The 16,575-nt window shown below is 72.5% G+C and carries 15 protein-coding genes; 6 read left to right on the top strand and 9 right to left on the bottom strand.

Features of this window, described 5'->3' with window-relative positions; all coding sequences use genetic code 11:
- Positions 1 to 1,189 (top strand): hypothetical protein (locus AB0B48_RS11205; protein ID WP_357199185.1); only part of this gene is annotated, 1,189 nt, incomplete at its 5' end.
- A gap of 27 nt (positions 1,190 to 1,216) precedes the next feature.
- Here AB0B48_RS11205 and AB0B48_RS11200 read toward each other — a convergent pair.
- From AB0B48_RS11200 to AB0B48_RS11160, 9 genes are all read right to left on the bottom strand, one after another.
- The gene (locus AB0B48_RS11200; RefSeq protein WP_357199182.1) at positions 1,217 to 2,380 is read right to left on the bottom strand and encodes an acyl-CoA dehydrogenase; all 1,164 of its coding nucleotides are present in this window, start codon (positions 2,378 to 2,380) and stop codon (positions 1,217 to 1,219) included.
- Entirely contained in the window at positions 2,377 to 4,365 is a 1,989-nt protein-coding gene (locus AB0B48_RS11195) for a biotin carboxylase N-terminal domain-containing protein (protein ID WP_357199179.1), read from the bottom strand. The genes AB0B48_RS11200 and AB0B48_RS11195 overlap by 4 nt, the downstream gene beginning before the upstream one ends.
- Positions 4,366 to 4,434: 69 nt before the next feature.
- Positions 4,435 to 6,036 carry a carboxyl transferase domain-containing protein gene (locus AB0B48_RS11190; RefSeq protein ID WP_357199176.1) on the bottom strand — a complete coding sequence of 534 codons (1,602 nt, stop codon included), beginning with the start codon at positions 6,034 to 6,036 and terminating at the stop codon, positions 4,435 to 4,437.
- On the bottom strand, positions 6,033 to 7,229 hold the full coding sequence (locus tag AB0B48_RS11185; protein WP_357199173.1) for an acyl-CoA dehydrogenase family protein: 1,197 nt from the start codon (positions 7,227 to 7,229) through the stop codon (positions 6,033 to 6,035). Before AB0B48_RS11185 ends, AB0B48_RS11190 begins: the two co-directional genes overlap by 4 nt.
- The gene (locus AB0B48_RS11180) at positions 7,226 to 8,902 is read right to left on the bottom strand and encodes an acyclic terpene utilization AtuA family protein (protein ID WP_357199170.1); all 1,677 of its coding nucleotides are present in this window, start codon (positions 8,900 to 8,902) and stop codon (positions 7,226 to 7,228) included. Before AB0B48_RS11180 ends, AB0B48_RS11185 begins: the two co-directional genes overlap by 4 nt.
- Positions 8,899 to 9,696 (bottom strand): TIGR03084 family metal-binding protein, encoded by a 798-nt coding sequence (locus AB0B48_RS11175; RefSeq protein WP_357199167.1) that lies wholly within the window; start codon positions 9,694 to 9,696, stop codon positions 8,899 to 8,901. Before AB0B48_RS11175 ends, AB0B48_RS11180 begins: the two co-directional genes overlap by 4 nt.
- Positions 9,697 to 9,733: 37 nt before the next feature.
- Positions 9,734 to 10,339 (bottom strand): TetR/AcrR family transcriptional regulator, encoded by a 606-nt coding sequence (locus AB0B48_RS11170; RefSeq protein ID WP_355005986.1) that lies wholly within the window; start codon positions 10,337 to 10,339, stop codon positions 9,734 to 9,736.
- A 416-nt stretch (positions 10,340 to 10,755) separates the two neighbouring features.
- Positions 10,756 to 11,499, bottom strand: coding sequence for a metallophosphoesterase family protein (locus AB0B48_RS11165; protein ID WP_357199164.1), 744 nt, complete (start codon positions 11,497 to 11,499; stop codon positions 10,756 to 10,758).
- A gap of 110 nt (positions 11,500 to 11,609) precedes the next feature.
- The gene (locus AB0B48_RS11160; protein WP_007466162.1) at positions 11,610 to 12,287 is read right to left on the bottom strand and encodes a Crp/Fnr family transcriptional regulator; all 678 of its coding nucleotides are present in this window, start codon (positions 12,285 to 12,287) and stop codon (positions 11,610 to 11,612) included.
- A 143-nt stretch (positions 12,288 to 12,430) separates the two neighbouring features.
- Here AB0B48_RS11160 and AB0B48_RS11155 point away from each other — a divergent pair, with 143 nt between their 5' ends.
- From AB0B48_RS11155 to AB0B48_RS11135, 5 genes are read left to right on the top strand one after another with little or no spacing between them, the layout of a single operon-like run.
- Entirely contained in the window at positions 12,431 to 13,138 is a 708-nt protein-coding gene (locus AB0B48_RS11155; protein ID WP_357199161.1) for an adenosylcobinamide amidohydrolase, read from the top strand.
- A gap of 11 nt (positions 13,139 to 13,149) precedes the next feature.
- Positions 13,150 to 14,328 carry a CapA family protein gene (locus AB0B48_RS11150; protein WP_357199158.1) on the top strand — a complete coding sequence of 393 codons (1,179 nt, stop codon included), beginning with the start codon at positions 13,150 to 13,152 and terminating at the stop codon, positions 14,326 to 14,328.
- A gap of 41 nt (positions 14,329 to 14,369) precedes the next feature.
- Positions 14,370 to 15,158 carry an endonuclease III gene (gene nth, locus AB0B48_RS11145; protein WP_357199155.1) on the top strand — a complete coding sequence of 263 codons (789 nt, stop codon included), beginning with the start codon at positions 14,370 to 14,372 and terminating at the stop codon, positions 15,156 to 15,158.
- Positions 15,155 to 15,847, top strand: a complete 693-nt coding sequence (locus AB0B48_RS11140) for a redoxin family protein (RefSeq protein WP_357199153.1) — start codon at positions 15,155 to 15,157, stop codon at positions 15,845 to 15,847. Before nth ends, AB0B48_RS11140 begins: the two co-directional genes overlap by 4 nt.
- On the top strand, positions 15,844 to 16,536 hold the full coding sequence (locus AB0B48_RS11135; RefSeq protein WP_357199150.1) for a CoA pyrophosphatase: 693 nt from the start codon (positions 15,844 to 15,846) through the stop codon (positions 16,534 to 16,536). Before AB0B48_RS11140 ends, AB0B48_RS11135 begins: the two co-directional genes overlap by 4 nt.
- The last annotated feature ends 39 nt before the right edge of the window (positions 16,537 to 16,575 follow it).

Genomic DNA, 16,575 nt, shown 5'->3' with positions numbered 1-16,575 from the left:
CACCCGCCCGCGCGCCGGCCCGCCCCCCCCCCCCCGCAGCCTGGGGCCGGGCGGCCCCGGCCCCCCCATCGACGGTACGGCCGCAGCGCCGCCGGCCGTCGATCGTCCGGTCGGCGCGGAAGGTGACGTTGCCTGGCCGGCCGCGGTGCCGGTCGCCGAACCGGCCGAACCGGTCGTCGCCGCGGTTGAGCCCGGGCGGGTCCGCTGGGATCCAGCCGAGCGGCGTGCCCGCGCCAGCCAGTCGTTCTGGACGGCGGTGGTGGGCGTGCCGGCGATCTTCTCGGTGCTCCGCCTCGGCGTGGAGGCCGGCGGGGAGCTCCAGACCACGCTGCTGCTGGTGGCCAACGTCGGGCCGGTGAACCTGCTCGCCGGTTTCCTGACCACGGCGGCGCGGCTGCTCTCCACCGGGTTGGTCGCCGTCTTCGCGCTCGGCGCGGTACTGGCCGTCAGCGCGGACCGGCTTCCGCCCGGCACCCGTCGCCGCCCGCTCTTCGCCCGCTGGGCCGACATCACCCCGGCCTGGGTCGTGCTGGCCAGCTTCCTGCTCGCCCTGATCACCTGGCCGTTGCTCTATCTGCCGTTGCTGCTGCCGGCGTTCGTGGCCGCGTTCCAACTGAGCCCGGCGCGGCTGCACGAGCGGGTCGCGCCCCGGTTGCTGCTGATCGGCGCGCTGCTCGCCGGGTACGGCTGGCTGATGCTGCCCACGATGCGCGACGCGATGCGGCAGGGCGACGAGTGGCTGGTGCTGGCGCTCATCGTCGTGCCCCCGCTGCTCGCGCTCTTCGTCGCAGGGCCGCTGCCGGGCCTGGTGATCCGGCCGCTGGCGTCGGTGACCGAGGTGGCGGTGCTCGCCACCCTGGTCTGGGCTGCGGTGCCGGTGATCACCACACCGGTGCTGCCGCTGACCGTCACCACGGTGGGCGCGGAGAGTGGACCCACCGAGGACGTTCGCGGGCACGTGGTCACCACCGACGACGTCAACATGGTGATCCTTCAGGAACGGGGCGGGGTCCGGTACGTTCCGGTCGGTCTGGTCCGCGCCCAGGTGCTCTGCCCGAGCGAGGAGGAACTGCCCCGCCACCAACTGCGCATCCACGACTTCCACGTCGAGGATTCGCTGTTGGAGGGCATGGGTCGGCGGGTTCGCCCGGTCCACCGCATCGACGCCGCCTGCCGTACCCCGGCCTGAACCCCGCCCCGCCCGCCCAGCGCGCCGTCAGTAGGACTTGTCCTGGCCGAGGACGTGTTGGGCCACGAAGTTGAGGATCATCTCGCGGCTGACCGGGGCGATCCGGCCGGCCCGGACCGCGCCGAGCAGGGTCGCCACCCCGTACTCGGTGGTCATTCCGGCCCCGCCGAGCACCTGTACGGCGGTGTCCACGGCCAGCGCGGCGGCCTCCCCGGCCGCGTACTTGGCCATGTTGCCGGACACCCCGGCCTCCAGGTCGCGGCCGGCGTCGTACAGGGTGGCCGCCTTCTGGATCATGAGGCGGGCCAGCTCCACCTGCACAGCCGCGTGGGCCAGCGGATGCGACACCCCCTGGTGCGAGCCGATGCTCCGGCCACCCCAGACCTTGCGGGTGGCGGTGTACTCACTGGCCCGCTCGATGGCGTACCGACCGGTGCCGGCACCCATCGCGGCCACCGTGATCCGCTCCGGGTTGAGCCCGGCGAAGAGCGCCGGCAGCCCGGCGTCCAACGACTCACCCAGCAGCGCGTCGGCGGGCACCCGCACGTCGTCCAGGTAGAGCAGGAACTGGTTCTCCGGAGACACGATCTCCATGTCCAACTTGGACCGGGTCAGCCCAGCCGCGTCGGTCGGCACCAGGAACAGCGCCGGCTTCAACTTGCCGGTGGAGGAATCCTCGGTGCGGGCCACCACCAGCACGTGACCGGCCTCGTCGACTCCGGAGATGTAGCACTTGCGGCCGTTGAGCAGCCAACCGTCGCCGTCGCGGCGAGCCACGGTGCCGAGCCGGTGGAAGTTGGAACCGGCCTCCGGCTCGGTGATCGCGAAGACGATCTTCTGGGAGCCGTCGGCGAGGCCCGGCAGGTGCCGCTTGCGCTGCTCCTCGGTGCCGTGACGACTGAGCACCGTCGCCGCGATGGCGGGGGAGACCACCAGCAGTAGCAGCGGGCAACCCGCAGCCGCCAACTCCTCGCAGACGATGGCCAGCTCGGTGATGCCGCCGCCTCCGCCGCCGTACTCGGTGGGGATGTTTACCCCCAGGTAGCCGAGCCGTCCGGCCTCCGCCCAGAGTTCGGTGGTGTGTTCGCCGGCCCTCGCCTTCTCGACGAAGTAGGAGTGGCCGTACCGACGGCCGAGCGCCCGCACGGCGTCGCGCAACTGGTCCTGCTCGGGGGTGAGGTCGAAGGTCATCGGGGGTCCTTTTCGTCGACAACGGCCAACACGGCGCCCGTCTTCACCTGACCGCCGGTTGGCACCGGCAACTCGGCGACCACCCCGTCGATCGGGGCGAGCACGGGATGTTCCAGCTTCATCGCTTCCAGCGTGAGCAGCGGATCGCCGGCCGAGACCCGCTGGCCGACCTCGACGTGCACCCGGGTCACCACGCCGGGCAGCGGCGCGAGCAGCGACCCGGCCGCCACCGCCGTGGTGGGCAGCGGGAGACGCGGTAGCTCGGCCAGGCTCGCCGCCCCGTCCGGGCCGTCCACGAAGACAGCCGACCCCACCCGGTGTACGCGGTACGCGCGGCGGACCCCGTCGACGTCGAGCACCGCCCGGTCGGCTGTGGCCTCGACCAGCGCCACCGTCGGTCGCTCGGCCGACTCCTGCGCCGCCGACGTGCTGGACCAGTCGGCGAGCCGGCCGACCCGGTCCAGCCGGTAGCGGATCTCGATCTCGTCGCCGTCCGGCCCGAGAAAGCGGGTGGTCTGGGGAACGGCGGGCACGTTGCGCCAGCCGGAGGGGAGCCCGGAGAGCACCGGTGCGGTCGCCCGGCGCTGGGCGGCCGTGGCCAGCGCCGCGGCGAGGGCGGTGACCGGCAGCCGGTCGGCGGGCAGCAGCGGAGTGAAGACCTCCGGGTGCCGGTCCAGGAAACCCGTGTCGATCTCCACGGCGGCGAACGCGGGGCTGCGCAGCACCCGGACCAGCAGATCCCGGTTGGTGGTCACCCCATGCAGCTCGGCCCGGGCCAACGCGCTGGCCAGCAGCCGGGTCGCCTCCGCGCGGGTACGACCCCAGGCGACCAACTTCGCAAGCATCGAGTCGTAGTGCACCCCGACCACCGAGCCGGCCAGCACACCCGAGTCGAGCCGCAGGCCCGGCCCGGCCAGCCCACCGAACTCGGTCGCCACATCGCCGACGCTGAACCGGTGCAGGCTCCCGGTGGCCGGCCGCCAACCCGCCGCCGCGTCCTCGGCGCAGAGGCGCACCTCGATCGCGTGCCCGGCGCTCGCCGGCAGGGCCGCCGGCAACGGCTCACCCTCGGCGACGAGCAGTTGCAGACCCACCAAGTCCAGACCGGTGCACAACTCGGTGACCGGGTGCTCGACCTGAAGGCGGGTGTTCATCTCCAGGAAGAAGAACTCACCGCCCGGGGCGAGCAGGAACTCCACAGTGCCCGCGCCCAGGTAGTCGACAGCACGCCCGGCGGCCACCGCCGCCTCGTGCAACGCCGTCCGCACCCGGTCCGGCACCACCGCCGGCGCCTCCTCGACGATCTTCTGGTGTCGCCGCTGGATCGAGCACTCCCGGTCGCCGAGCGCCACCACCCGACCGTGGGCGTCACCGAAGATCTGCACCTCGACGTGCCGGCCGCGCTCGACGTACCGCTCGATGAAGACAGTGCCGTCGCCGAATGCGGCAGCCGCCTCGCGGCGCGCGGAGGCCACGGCCTCGGCCAGTTCGTCGGCGGTCCGGACGATCCGCATGCCCCGGCCACCACCGCCGGCGGAGGCCTTCACCAGCACCGGAAAGTCGGTGATCCGGTCGGTATCCGTCCAGCTCGGCAGCATCGGCACGCCCGCCTCGGCGAGCAGCGCCTTCGCCGCCAGCTTGTCGCCCATCGCGGCGATCACCTTGGCCGGCGGGCCGACCCAGGTCAGACCGGCGTCGGTCACCGCCGCCGCGAACTCGGCGTTCTCGGCGAGGAACCCGTACCCGGGGTGGACGGCGTCCGCGCCGCTGCGCCGGGCCGCGTCCAGGATCAGATCGACCCGCAGGTACGTCTCGGCAGGCGTTCTCCCTGGCAGGCGTACGGCCTGGTCGGCCTCGGCCACGAACGGCGCGTCGGCGTCCGCGTCCGAGTGCACGGCGACGGTCTGCACGCCCACTGCGCGGCAGGTGGCGAAGACCCGACGGGCGATCTCGCCCCGGTTGGCCACGAGCAGTCTGTTGATCATGATGGCCTGAGCCTGCCTTTCGTTCGCGACTGCGGGACTCCGCTTCGCTGCGTTCGTCGCGCTCACGGTCTACATCCGGAAGACGCCGAAACCGTCGGCGCCCTTCACCGGTCCGTTGTGGATCGCCGAGAGGCAGAGCCCGAGGACGGTCCGGGTGTCCCGGGGGTCGATCACCCCGTCGTCGTAGAGCCGGCCGGAGAGGAAGAGCGCGCCGGACTGCGACTCGATCTGCTGCTCGACCATCATTCGCATCGCGGCGTCGGAGTCCTCGTCGTAGTCGCGCCCTCGTGCGGCAGCCGCCTGCCGGGCCACGATCGACAGCACCCCCGCGAGCTGCGCCGGGCCCATCACCGCCGACTTCGCGTTCGGCCAGGTGAACAGGAACCTCGGCTCGTACGCGCGGCCGCACATGCCGTAGTTGCCGGCGCCGTAGGAGGCGCCCATGTTCACCGTCAGGTGCGGCACCGTCGAGTTCGACACCGCGTTGACCATCAACGCGCCGTGCTTGATGATGCCGCGCTGCTCGTACTCGGTGCCGACCATGTAGCCGGTGGTGTTCTGCAAGAAGATCAACGGGGTGTCCGAGGCGTTCGCGAGCTGGATGAACTGGGCCGCCTTCTGCGCCTCCGCGCTGAACAGCACCCCCCGGGCGTTCGCCAGCACCCCCACCGGATATCCGTGCAGCTCGCCCCAACCGGTGACCAGCGCGTCCCCGTACGCCGGCTTGAACTCGTCGAAGTCGCTGCCGTCCAGGATCCGGGCCAGCACCTCGCGGGGGTCGAACGGCACCTTCAGGTCGGCGCTGGTGATGCCGAGCAGCTCCTCCGGGTCGTACTTCGGCGGCTGTGGCACCGCCGTCCGCGGCGACGGGCCCCGCTTGCGCCAGTTCAACCGGCGGACGCACTGCCGGGCCAGCCGGATGCCGTCCCGCTCGTCGACGGCCAGGTAGTCGGCGAGCCCGGACGTGCCCGCGTGCATCGCCGCGCCACCCAGCGACTCGTCGTCGGTGACCTCGCCGGTCGCCATCTTCACCAGCGGCGGACCGGCCAGGTAGACCTGTGACCGGTCCCGAATCATGATCACGTGGTCGGACATCCCCGGCACGTACGCTCCACCGGCCGTGGCGTTGCCGAAGACCACGCTGACAGTGGGGATGCCGGCCGCCGAGAGCCGGGTGAGGTCACGGAACACCCGACCGCCGGGAATGAAGATCTCCGCCTGGGTGGGCAGGTCCGCCCCGGCCGACTCCACCAGATTGACCATGGGCAGCCGGTTGGCCAGGGCGATCTCACCGGCCCGCCGGGTCTTCGCCAGCGACCACGGGTTGACAGCGCCGCCGCGTACCGTCGGGTCGTTGGCGACGATCAGGCACTCCACGCCCTCGACGACCCCGATGCCGGTGACCACGCTGGCCCCGACCGGGAAGTCCGAGCCGTACGCGGCGACCGGCGACAACTCCAGGAACGGGCTGTCGGCGTCCACCAGCAGCTCGATCCGCTCCCGAGGGAGCAGTTTGCCGCGGGCGTGGTGCCGGGTCACGTACTTCTCGCCGCCACCCGCTCGCGCCTGGTCCAGCGCGGCGTCCAACTCGGTCAACCGCTCCAGCAACGCCGCCCGGTTCGCCAGGTACGAGGGCGCGGACGGGTCGACCGTGCTGTCCAATGTGGTCATAGGCCCATGCCTTTCGCGATGATCTCGTTCATGATCTCGGTGGTGCCGCCGCCGATGCCGAGGATCCGCGCGTCGCGGTAGTGCCGCTCCACCTCGGCGTCGCGCAGGTAGCCGAACCCGCCGTGCAGCTGCAACGCCTGGTCGACGACGTGGTCGCAGGCGGCCACCGCCACGTTCTTCGCCATCGCCACCTCGGTCACCACCGGCTCGCCGGCCGCGACCCGACCCGCGACCCAGTGCACGTACGACCGGGCGGCCTCGGCCCGGGTGTGCATCTCGGCCAACCGGTGCCGGATCAGCTGCCGGCTTGCCAGCGGACGCCCGAAGGTCTCCCGGTCCCGGCACCAGCGCACCGCCAACTCGACGCAGCGCTGCGCTGTCGCGTACGCCTGGGTCGCCAGCGACAGCCGTTCCGCCGCGAAGTTCTGCATGATCGCCAGGAAGCCGGTGTCCTCCGCGCCGATCCGGTTGGCGACCGGCACCCGCACGTCAGCGAAGGACAGCTCGGCAGTGTCCGAGCAGTGCCAGCCCAGCTTCTCCAACCGGCGTCCCACTGTGAACCCGGGCGACCCCTTGTCGATGACCAGCAGGGTGAGCGAGCCGCTGCCGGGGAAGTCGGTACACACCGCGGTGGTCACGAAGTCGGCCCGGTGCCCGCTGGTGATGTACGTCTTCGACCCGTTCACCACGTAGTGGTCGCCGTCGCGGCGGGCGGTCGTGCGGATGCCGGCCACGTCCGAACCGCCGTCCGGCTCGGTGATGGCCAGCGCGCCGATCATCGTGCCGGCCAGGGTGGGCCGCACGTACCGCTCGATCAGACTGTCGTCGCCCGGGGACGAGACGCCACCGAGCCGACCGCCGAGCGAGCCACCGGTGCGGGCACCGGCCGCCGCGACCATGTGCGGCAACGCGATCCCGTGCGTGAACAGGGCCGCCACCAGCCCCGACGAGCCACCGGAGCGGATCAGCTCCTCGGTCACGATGATCGAGTCGAGCAGGTCCCCGCCGCTGCCACCCACCGACTCCGGAAAGCCGATGCCGAGCAGGCCGAGCTTCGCTGCGGTTGCGTGCAGCGCCCTAGGCACCTCACCGGCCCGCTCCCAGTCGTCCAGGTGCGGCAACACCTCCCGGGTCACGAACGCCCGGGTCAGCTCGCGTAGTTGCCGGCGCTCCGGCGTGTCCACGATGCTCATCGGGATGCCCCCGTCGGAAGGTCGGCCGGCAGGTCGACAAGCCGGGCGCGCAGCAGCTCGCCGAGCGCCTTGGCCTGCGGGTCGAACCGGGTGGACGCGGCCACCCCGGCACCGAGCAGGCCCTCGATCACGAAGTTGACAGCCCGCAGGTTCGACAGCTCGTAGCGCCGCACCGACAGCGGGGCGGTCTCCGGCACCAGCTCGGCCAGCCGGTCGACTGTCAACCAGGTCCGCAACCAGGCGTACCCGGCGTCGGAACGCGCCCAGACACCGAGGTTGGCGTCTCCAGCCTTGTCCCCGGAGCGTGCGCCCACCACCTCGCCGAGCGCCCCGCGTCGGGTCGGGCCGTCGATGGCCGCCTCGCCACCCGGGGCCGATCCGTCCGGCGAGGTGGGGGAAGTGCGGGTCGGTGGGGCGATCGGCACCCGCTCGCCACCGGGCAGCACAGCGACGTGCGCCACCGCGTCCTGCGGCACCGCGTCGGCGGTGAAGACGCCGTACGGTGTCGCGTCGCCGGGCAGTGTGGTCAGCGTGCAGCCCGGGTACGAGGCCAGGGCCAACTCCACGGCGGCGGCCGAGAACGCCCGCCCGGCCCGCGCCTTGTCGCCGTCGCGCAGGTGTACGTGCAGCAGAGCGCTGGCCGCCTCGGTGTCGACGGCGTCCGGATGGTCGGTCCGAGCGAGGGTGAACTCCAGCCCGTCCTTGCCCACCGCCTCCTCGACCTGCCCCCGGACCAGTGCCGCCTTCTCCTCGATCTGCAGACCGCACAGGACGAACGTCATCGAGTTGCGGAACCCGCCGAGGTTGTTGACGCCCACCTTCAGCGTGGGCGGGGGCGGGGTGCCCCGCACCCCGGAGACCCGGACCCGGTCCGCCCCGTCGGGGTGCAGCGTCACAGTGTCCAGTCGGGTGACCACGTCCGGCCCGAGGTACGACGGCCCGCCGATCTCGTAGAGCAGTTGGGCGGTGACAGTTTCCACAGTGACCGCGCCGCCGGTGCCCGGATGCTTGGTGAGCACCGACGAGCCGTCGGGGTGCACCTCGGCGATCGGGAACCCGGGCCGGTGGCCGCCGTCGGGCAGCTCGGTGAAGAAGCTGAAGTTGCCGCCGGTGACCTGCGCGCCGCACTCGACGAGGTGCCCCGCGACGGTTGCCCCGGCCAGCTCGTCGAGGTCGTCGCGGCCCCACCCGTACCGGGCGATGGCCGGGCCGACCACCAGCGACGCGTCGGTGACCCGGCCGGTGACCACCACGTCCGCGCCCGCGTCGAGACACGCGGCGATCCCGAACGCGCCGAGGTAGGCGTTCGCGCTCAACGCGTCCGGTCGCTGGATCGTGTCGCCCTCGACGTACCCGACCTGGGTCGGTAGCCCGAGCCGGTCGGCGAGCTTCCCGATGGCGGCGGCCAGGCCGGCCGGGTTCAGCCCGCCGGCGTTCGTCACGATCCGCACCCCACGGTCGAGGGCAGTGCCGAGGCAGGTCTCCAGTTGCCGCAGGAACGTCTTCGCGTAGCCCAGGTCGGGGTCGCGCATACGGTCCCGGGCCAGGATCAGCATCGTCAACTCAGCGAGGTAGTCGCCGGTCAGCACGTCCAGGTCACCGCCGTCGAGCATCTCCCGCCAGGCGGTGAACCGGTCACCGTAGAAGCCGGAGGCGTTGCCGATGCGGATCATGCCCGTACCCCGATCCCGCCGGCCGGCTGCCGGCCGTCACCCGGCGGCCCGGCGAAGGCCTGAGCCACGTCGAGCCATTCGTCGGCGACCGGCCCGGTGGCGACCAGAGCGAGATCCGCGCGGTGCCGGCGTTGGGTGACCAGCAGGCAGAAGTCCCGAGCCGGGCCGGTGACCCGGTCGGCGGCGTCCGCCGGACCCCAGCTCCAGGTGTCGCCGCCGGGCCCGACCAGCTCGACCCGGACCGGCGCCGCCGGTGCCTCCCGGCCGTGCGCGGCGAAACCGTGCCCGAGGGTACGCACGCCCAGGTGCGCCACGTGCCGGAGTCGGTCGCTGTCGGGGCGGACCACGCCGAGCGCGTCGGCCACGTCCGCGCCGTGCGCCCAGGTCTCCATGATCCGGGCGGTAGCCATCGAGGTGGCCGACATCCGGGTGCCGTACCAGGGCAGTTTGCCACCGGCCGGGACGGCGGCCAGTGCGTCGACGAGCGCGGCCCGCCCGGCCCGCCAACGGGCCAGCAGTTCGGCCGGCGGGGCGAGGAATTCCTCGGCGCCGACGTCGACGAGTCGGGTCACGTCCGGCGCGGTGGTGACCGTCGCGTAGAACGCCTCGGGATCGGTCGCGGCCAACAGCGCGACGTGGTCGGTCCAGGCGAGGTGGGCGATCTGATGCCCGATGCTCCAGCCCGGCGCGGGGGTCGGCCTCGCCCAGTCGGCCACGGGTAGGGGTGCCACCAGGGCGTCCAGTTGGGCGGACTCGTCGGCCAGGTCCGTTAGCAGGTCACTGAGGTCGACCATGGTGCCTCCGGTCGGTGGTGGCCGGTGCGGCCGGCGGTCAGGGCGTGAGCAGGGTGGCGAGCTGGCGCTTCCAGGTGGTCAGCAGGGCGGCCCGGCGGGCGGAATCGTCGCTGAGCAGGTTGGCCACCCCGAGCCCACGGAGCAGATCGAGCGTGGCCTGCACCGCTTCGCGGACACCCGGTCGACGCTCGTCGACACCGAGCAGGGCGACGGTGAGCCGGTGCATTTCCCGCCCCACCCTCGCTTCCAGCGGCACCAGGGCGTCCCGCAGCTCCCGATCGGTGCGGGCGGCGACCCAGAGCTCAAGCGCGGCCACGAACAGCGGCCCGGTGAACGCCACGGCGAGCAGGTCGACGACCCGGTCCAACCGCTGCGGGCCAGCCGGCAGCGCCTCGGCCTCGGTGCGCAACTCGTCGGCCCGGCGCTCGGCCAGATGGGCCACAGCGGCCGTCACCAGCGCCGCCTTCGTCGGGTAGTGGTGCAGCTGCGCCCCACGCGAAACACCGGCCCGCGCCGCGACGACTGTGGTCGTGGTGCCGGACCAGCCGTGCTCGATGAGGCAGTCGACGGTCGCCTCCAGCAGCCGGGCCTGGGTGGCGCGGCTGCGTTCCTGCTGGGGGACACGCGTCGATGCGGTGGGCACGGGAACAGCCTGCTGCCTCCGAAACAAACAGTCAAGCCTGACTTTTTGTGATCCCGTCGAGGTCCGTGCGCGCCCTCGCCTGAACCCGGCCCCCGCTCGCTGACCCCGACACGCGCCCCAGACCCGCGTCGCCCGGTGGATTCGCGGTGCGCGCGGCATTCGCGGTGCGCGCGGTGCGCGCGGCACGCGGCACCCGCGGCACGCGTTGAAGGCTCGCTATGGAGCTGATGCTGTAAACGAATCACCCGTCGACCTGATCAGTCGATCGGTTCCTGCTGATGTCGCAAACGATTCAGCTCCAAAGGGACCCTGACCCACGGTCCCGCCTGCCACCCTCGCTTGCCACCCCCCGGGCTGCCACCCCCCGGGCTGCCGCCCCCGGGCTGCCGCCCCGCCTGCCACCCGGGGTTGTCGGCTCAGCGGCCGTCGCGGGGGCCGAAGACGGTCAGCGCGTCCGCGTCGCTGTGCTGGGAGCGCAGGTACTCGTCGGCCCAGGCGGCAGCGTCGGGGAAGGCCGACTCGGCCGCCACCCGGGCGCAGGCCGCGTCCACGTCGAAGGCGGTGCGGCGCAGCTGGACGCCTGGCCCGAGCAGCGCCCACCACGCGCCCGCGCCCCCGTACGGCATGCCGATGCTGCCCGGATTGACCACCAGGCGCCGATCGACCAGCCGGGTGAAGGGCATGTGCGTGTGGCCGCAGACCACCGTGGAAACCTCGGCGGGAAGACCGTCGAACACCTCCGCCCAGCGCGCCATCCGGGAGTCGACGAGTACGACCTCCTCGTCGTCGCGGGGCGTCGCGTGGCAGAACAGCGTCCGCCCGAGGCCGTCGATGTCCAGCGTCGCCGTCGTCGGCAGTGCGGCGAGCCGGGCCACCTGGTCGTCGCGTAGCTGCTCGGCGGCCCAGTTCGACACCTCGATCGACGACGGGCGACCGGCCCGGGCCTCGACCAGTTCGCGCTCGCAGTTGCCGCCGACCCAGCACACCCGCTCGCCCAGCCCGGCGAGCACGTCCAGCACCTCGACCGGTTGCGGCCCGGTGGCGATGTCACCGGTGAGCACGATCAGATCGGCGGCGGCCACGTCCGGCTCGGCCAGGACGGCCTCCAGCGCCGGCAGGGCGCCGTGGATGTCGGAGAGCACCGCAACACGATTCACCATGGCCCCACCCTCACCGCTGACATCCATCGAGGCCAGCGATTCTGCGCCAGGCAGACGGCAGACGTCCCCGCCTGCGGCCGGTGACGGCAGGCGGGGACGCGTTGTACTGCTCAGACGCGGGCGCGGCGGGCCAGGCGCTCCGGGTCCAGGATGATGATGCTCTTGCCGTCCAACCGCAGCCAGCCGCGCGAGGCGAAGTCGGCCAGCGCCTTGTTGACGGTCTCCCGGGAGGCGCCGACGAGCTGGGCGATCTCCTCCTGGGTGAGGTCGTGGGTCACCCGCAGAACGCCGCCGTCGCGGGTGCCGAAGCGGCCCGCCATCTGGAGCAGGTTCTTGGCGACCCGACCCGGCACGTCCGTGAAGATCAGGTCGGCGAGCGAGTCGTTGGTCCGACGCAGCCGCCGGGCGAGCACCCGCAGCAACTGCTCGGCGATCTCCGGGCGGTTGTTGAGCCACGGCCGCAGCGCCTGCTTACGCAGCCGCACCAGCCGGGTGTCGGTCACCGCGGTGGCGGTCGCCGTACGCGGACCCGGGTCGAAGAGCGACAGCTCACCGACCATGTCCGACGGCCCCATCACCGCGATGAGGTTCTGCCGGCCGTCCGCTGCGCGGCGACCAACCTTGATCTTCCCGGACAGCAGGATGTAGAGGCTGTCACCGGGCTCGCCCTCATTGAAGACGATCTCGCCCTTGCGGACCTCGATCGTCTCCATCTCCTTGGCAAGCGCCTCGGCAGCTTCCGGGTCAACACCCTGGAAGATCCCGCTGCGGGCCAGTACCTCGTCCATTGCGCACCTCCGGTTGCGCGTGCCGTCCGTCGGCCGGGGCCGCCGTCCGCTGATCCCCTCGCGCGCCGCCAAGTCTAGGCGCACGTGAGCACGAATCAGAGGTCGCCCCTGGAATCTTGATCGGTGGGCGTAACCTGCCGGACGTGCTGAGCGAGCCGACTCTGACCAGCCGCGCCGAGGACGGGTGGCACGTACCACTGCTTGTCTGGCGTGCGGACGTGCCCCTGCGGGCTGCCAGCAGTGCCCCGCTGGGCGGTGGCATCGGGGTCCGGCGGTGGGTGTTGAACGCGACGGTCCCGATGTCGTACGACCGGGAGGACCCAGCGGCGCACCTGGCCTCGCTCGCCGCCGAGCTGGCCCTCGACGGGCCCGGGATCGGTCTGCTGACCGGTGTCGATGTGGCCGAGGTGGTGGCGCGTAGCGACGCCGGGGTGCGGGCCTGGGCGACGGTCGGGCTCGGCACACCGGTGCCCGCTGCCGCGCCGACGCCGGCCGCGCTCGGCCCACGCGTAGGCACTGTCAACATCGTGGCGTACGTGCCGGCGCGGCTCGCCGACTCCGCGCTGGTCAACGCGGTGTCCACAGCGACCGAGGCGAAGACCCAGGCGATCGCCGAGCTGGGGTTGCCGGGGACCGGCACGCCCACCGACGCGGTCACGGTGCTCTGCCCGGTGGACGGGTCGGAGGCCGCGTACGGCGGGCCGCGCTCCACCTGGGGCGCCCCGCTCGCCCGAGCGGTGCACGCGGCGGTGCTCGCCGGTGGTTCCCGGCCGGTCGTGCCGTGGTCCGACCAGCTCAGGGGCGCAAAGTCCAACCGATCGGCTGTCGTTGGCGCGTTTAACGACCGGTAGGGTCGCGGGCGATGTATGCTCCCGCCCCCCTCGCGTCCCGCCCGCGCCGCCGCGTCGCCCTCGGCCTCGCCGCGCTGCTGGCCGCCCTCCTCGTGGCCGGCTGTGCCGACCCCGGTGGTGAGGCACCCGTCTGGCAGCCCGGAGCGGGAGGTGGTGGGACCGGCGCGCCGGTCTCCACGACCGGCCCGAAGGCCACCGGGCCCGCATCGTCCGGTCAGGGTGGCGCGATCTCGCTCTCCGCCACCGGCGACATCATCATGGGCAACGCCCCCAGTCGGCTGCCCGCCGCCGGCGGTAAGGGCTTCTTCAACTCGGTCACCGACGCGCTGAAGGCCGACCTGGTGATGGGCAACCTGGAGGAGCCGCTGACCGTCGACACGGGCACCGGCAAGTGCGGGGCGAACTCCACCCGCTGCTTCCAGTTCCGCGCTCCGCCGGAGTATGCCGCCCACCTGCGTGACGCCGGCTTCGACGTGCTCAACCAGGCCAACAACCATGGCTACGACTACGGGCCCAAGGGCTACGAGAACACCCAGAAGGCGCTGAAGAAGTACGACCTGGAGCACACCGGCGCGCCGAACGAGATCACCGTGGTGGAGGTCAAGGGCGTCAAGGTCGCCGTCGCTGGCTTCTCGTCGTACGTCTGGTCCAACAGCCTCGTCGACATCGACAGGGCCAAGGCGGTGGTCGCCAAGGCCGCCACCATGGCCGACCTGGTCGTGGTGCAGGTGCACATGGGTGGCGAGGGTGTCGACAAGACCCGGGTGAAGCCGGGCACCGAGATGTTCCTGGGCGAGAACCGGGGCGACCCGGTGAAGTTCTCGCACGCGATGATCGACGCTGGCGCCGACCTGATTGTCGGGCACGGCCCGCACGTGTTGCGCGGGATGGAGTTCTACAAGGGGCGCCTGATCGCGTACAGCCTGGGCAACTTCGCCGGCGGCGGCAACTCGCTGAGCAACGACGGCCGCCTCGGCTGGGGCGGTGTGCTCAAGGTGTCGCTCAAGCCGGACGGCAGCTGGGCCGGCGGCTCGTTCACCTCCACGTACATGAACTCCGCCGGCAAGCCGACCATGGACCCGGACGACCGGGGCCTGGGCCTGGTCACCGAGTTGAGTCGCGCCGACTTCCCGAAGGGCGGCGCTCGCCTCGACGGGCAGGGCAAGATCACGGCGCCGACCGCCGGCTGACCCGACGGGGAACGTCCGGGGTGCGACGTAGGCTGACCGTCGTGACCAGTAGCCCTCCCGGTGCCAGCGAGACCGATCTCGGGCGCAAACGCCGTGCTCGCAAGATCGGCCGGGTGCTGGCCGAGACGCATCCCGACGCGCATTGTGAGCTGGACCACTCCAATGCCCTGGAGTTGGCCGTCGCCACGATCCTGTCCGCCCAGTGCACGGACAAGAAGGTCAACGAGGTCACCCCGAAGCTCTTCGCCCGCTACCCGAGCGCTGCCGCGTACGCCGGCGCCGACCGGGGCGAGATGGAGGAGTTGATCCGGCCCACCGGCTTCTACCGCAACAAGACCGACTCACTGCTCAAGCTCGGTCAGGCCCTTCTCGACCGGTACGACGGCAGGGTTCCGGGGCGGCTCGTCGACCTGGTGACGCTCCCCGGCATCGGCCGCAAGACCGCCAACGTGATCCTGGGTAACGCCTTCGACGTCCCGGGCATCACCGTCGACACGCACTTCCAGCGGCTGGTCCACCGGTGGCGGCTGACCACCGAGACCGACCCGGTCAAGATCGAGCACGCGATCGGCGCGCTGTACGACAAGCGCGACTGGACCATGCTCTCGCACCGGATCATCTTCCACGGGCGACGGGTCTGCCACGCCCGCAAGCCGGCCTGCGGCGCCTGCACGCTCGCGAAGCTCTGCCCTTCGTACGGCACCGGCCCGACCGAGCCGGCCGCCGCCGCGAAGCTGCTCAAGGGCCCTCGGGCGCGCGACCTCGCGGTGGCTGCCGGGGTCGACCCGGATCTGGTGCCCGCGCAGGCGGTTGCTGCGGAGGTGCCGTGAACCGCCGCCTCGCCCTCGCCGTCCTGCCGCTGCTGCTGGCGGTCACCGGTTGCACCAGCGGCACTGCCGACGACGAGCCAGCTCCCCGCCCGGCCGCCGCTGAGCGACCATCGCCGTTCCGGGACTGTTCGACGCTGAGCACGGCGCCCACGGCGCCGTCGCCCGGCTCCGGCACGGCGGCCCCGGCAACGGCGAATCCGCCGTCGCCCGGCGCGGGTGCGACGGCCTCCGGTACGCCTGGCACGACGGCCCGCGCCGCTGGAGGGTCGGCGTTGCCGGAGCTGACGCTCTCCTGCTTCACCGGCGGTGCCCCCGTCGTGCTGCGGGAGGTGGCCGGGCCGGCGGTGATCAACGTGTGGGCCTCCTGGTGCCCGCCGTGCCGCAAGGAGTTGCCCGCCTTCCAACGCCTCAGCGAGCGGGCCACCGGTCAGCTCCAGGTGATCGGGGTCAACAGTCGGGACAGCCGGGGCGGCGCCCAGTCCATCGGTGAGGACTTCGGCGTCCGGTTCCCGATCCTGGTGGACCAGGGCGAGGCGCTACAGCGCGAGTTGAAGCGCAACGCCATTCCGCTGACCCTCTTCGTCGACCGCGACGGTCAGGTCCGGCACATCGACGCCAGCGGCGCTCTCGACGACACCAAGCTCGCCGAGCTGGTCCGCCAGCACCTCGGTCTGGCGGTGCCGGCGTGACCCGTCGGCCACCCGGATGGATCGATCCGTTGCTGACCCGGCTGGGCACCGCCCGCGCCGAGGACTTCACCCGGCTGACCACGCCGACCGAGGGCGGTCGGGAGAGCGCCGTGCTGGTGCTGCTCGGCGAGCAGCCCGGCGCGGGTCCCGACGTGCTGGTCCTGCAACGCGCCGCCACCCTGCGCAACCACGCCGGCCAGCCCGCCTTTCCAGGGGGTGCGGCCGACCCGGAGGACGCCGACGTCCGCGCCACCGCCCTGCGCGAGGCGAACGAGGAGGTCGGCCTCGACCCGGCCAGCGTGACAGTGCTGGCCGAGCTGCCGAAACTGTGGATCCCGGTCAGCGACTTCGTGGTCACGCCGGTGCTGGCCTGGTGGCACGACCCGCACCCGGTGCACCCACGGGAGCCGGCCGAGGTGGCACACGTCGCCCGCCTGCCGGTCAGCGAACTGGTCGACCCGGCCAACCGACTGCGGGTCCGGCACCCGAGCGGCTGGATCGGGCCGGCGTTCTCGGCCCGCGGAATGCTCGTCTGGGGCTTCACCGCCGGAGTGCTCGCCACCCTGCTCGAGATGGGCGGCTGGGCCCGCCCGTGGTCGCAGGACCGGGTGGTGGAGCTTCCGTCGACCCGGGCGACACCGGCCCCGTCCGCCGGCACCGACGAGGCTGACGAGACCGCCCTGCGCTGACCGCACGGTCACCATCCGCGAGCGATGGTCATCCGGCGG

This window comes from Micromonospora sp. NPDC049089 (assembly GCF_040648775.1).
Lineage (GTDB): Bacteria > Actinomycetota > Actinomycetes > Mycobacteriales > Micromonosporaceae > Micromonospora.
The sequence above is the reverse complement of the archived record's forward strand: the minus strand, read 5'-3'. Positions and strand labels throughout refer to the sequence as shown.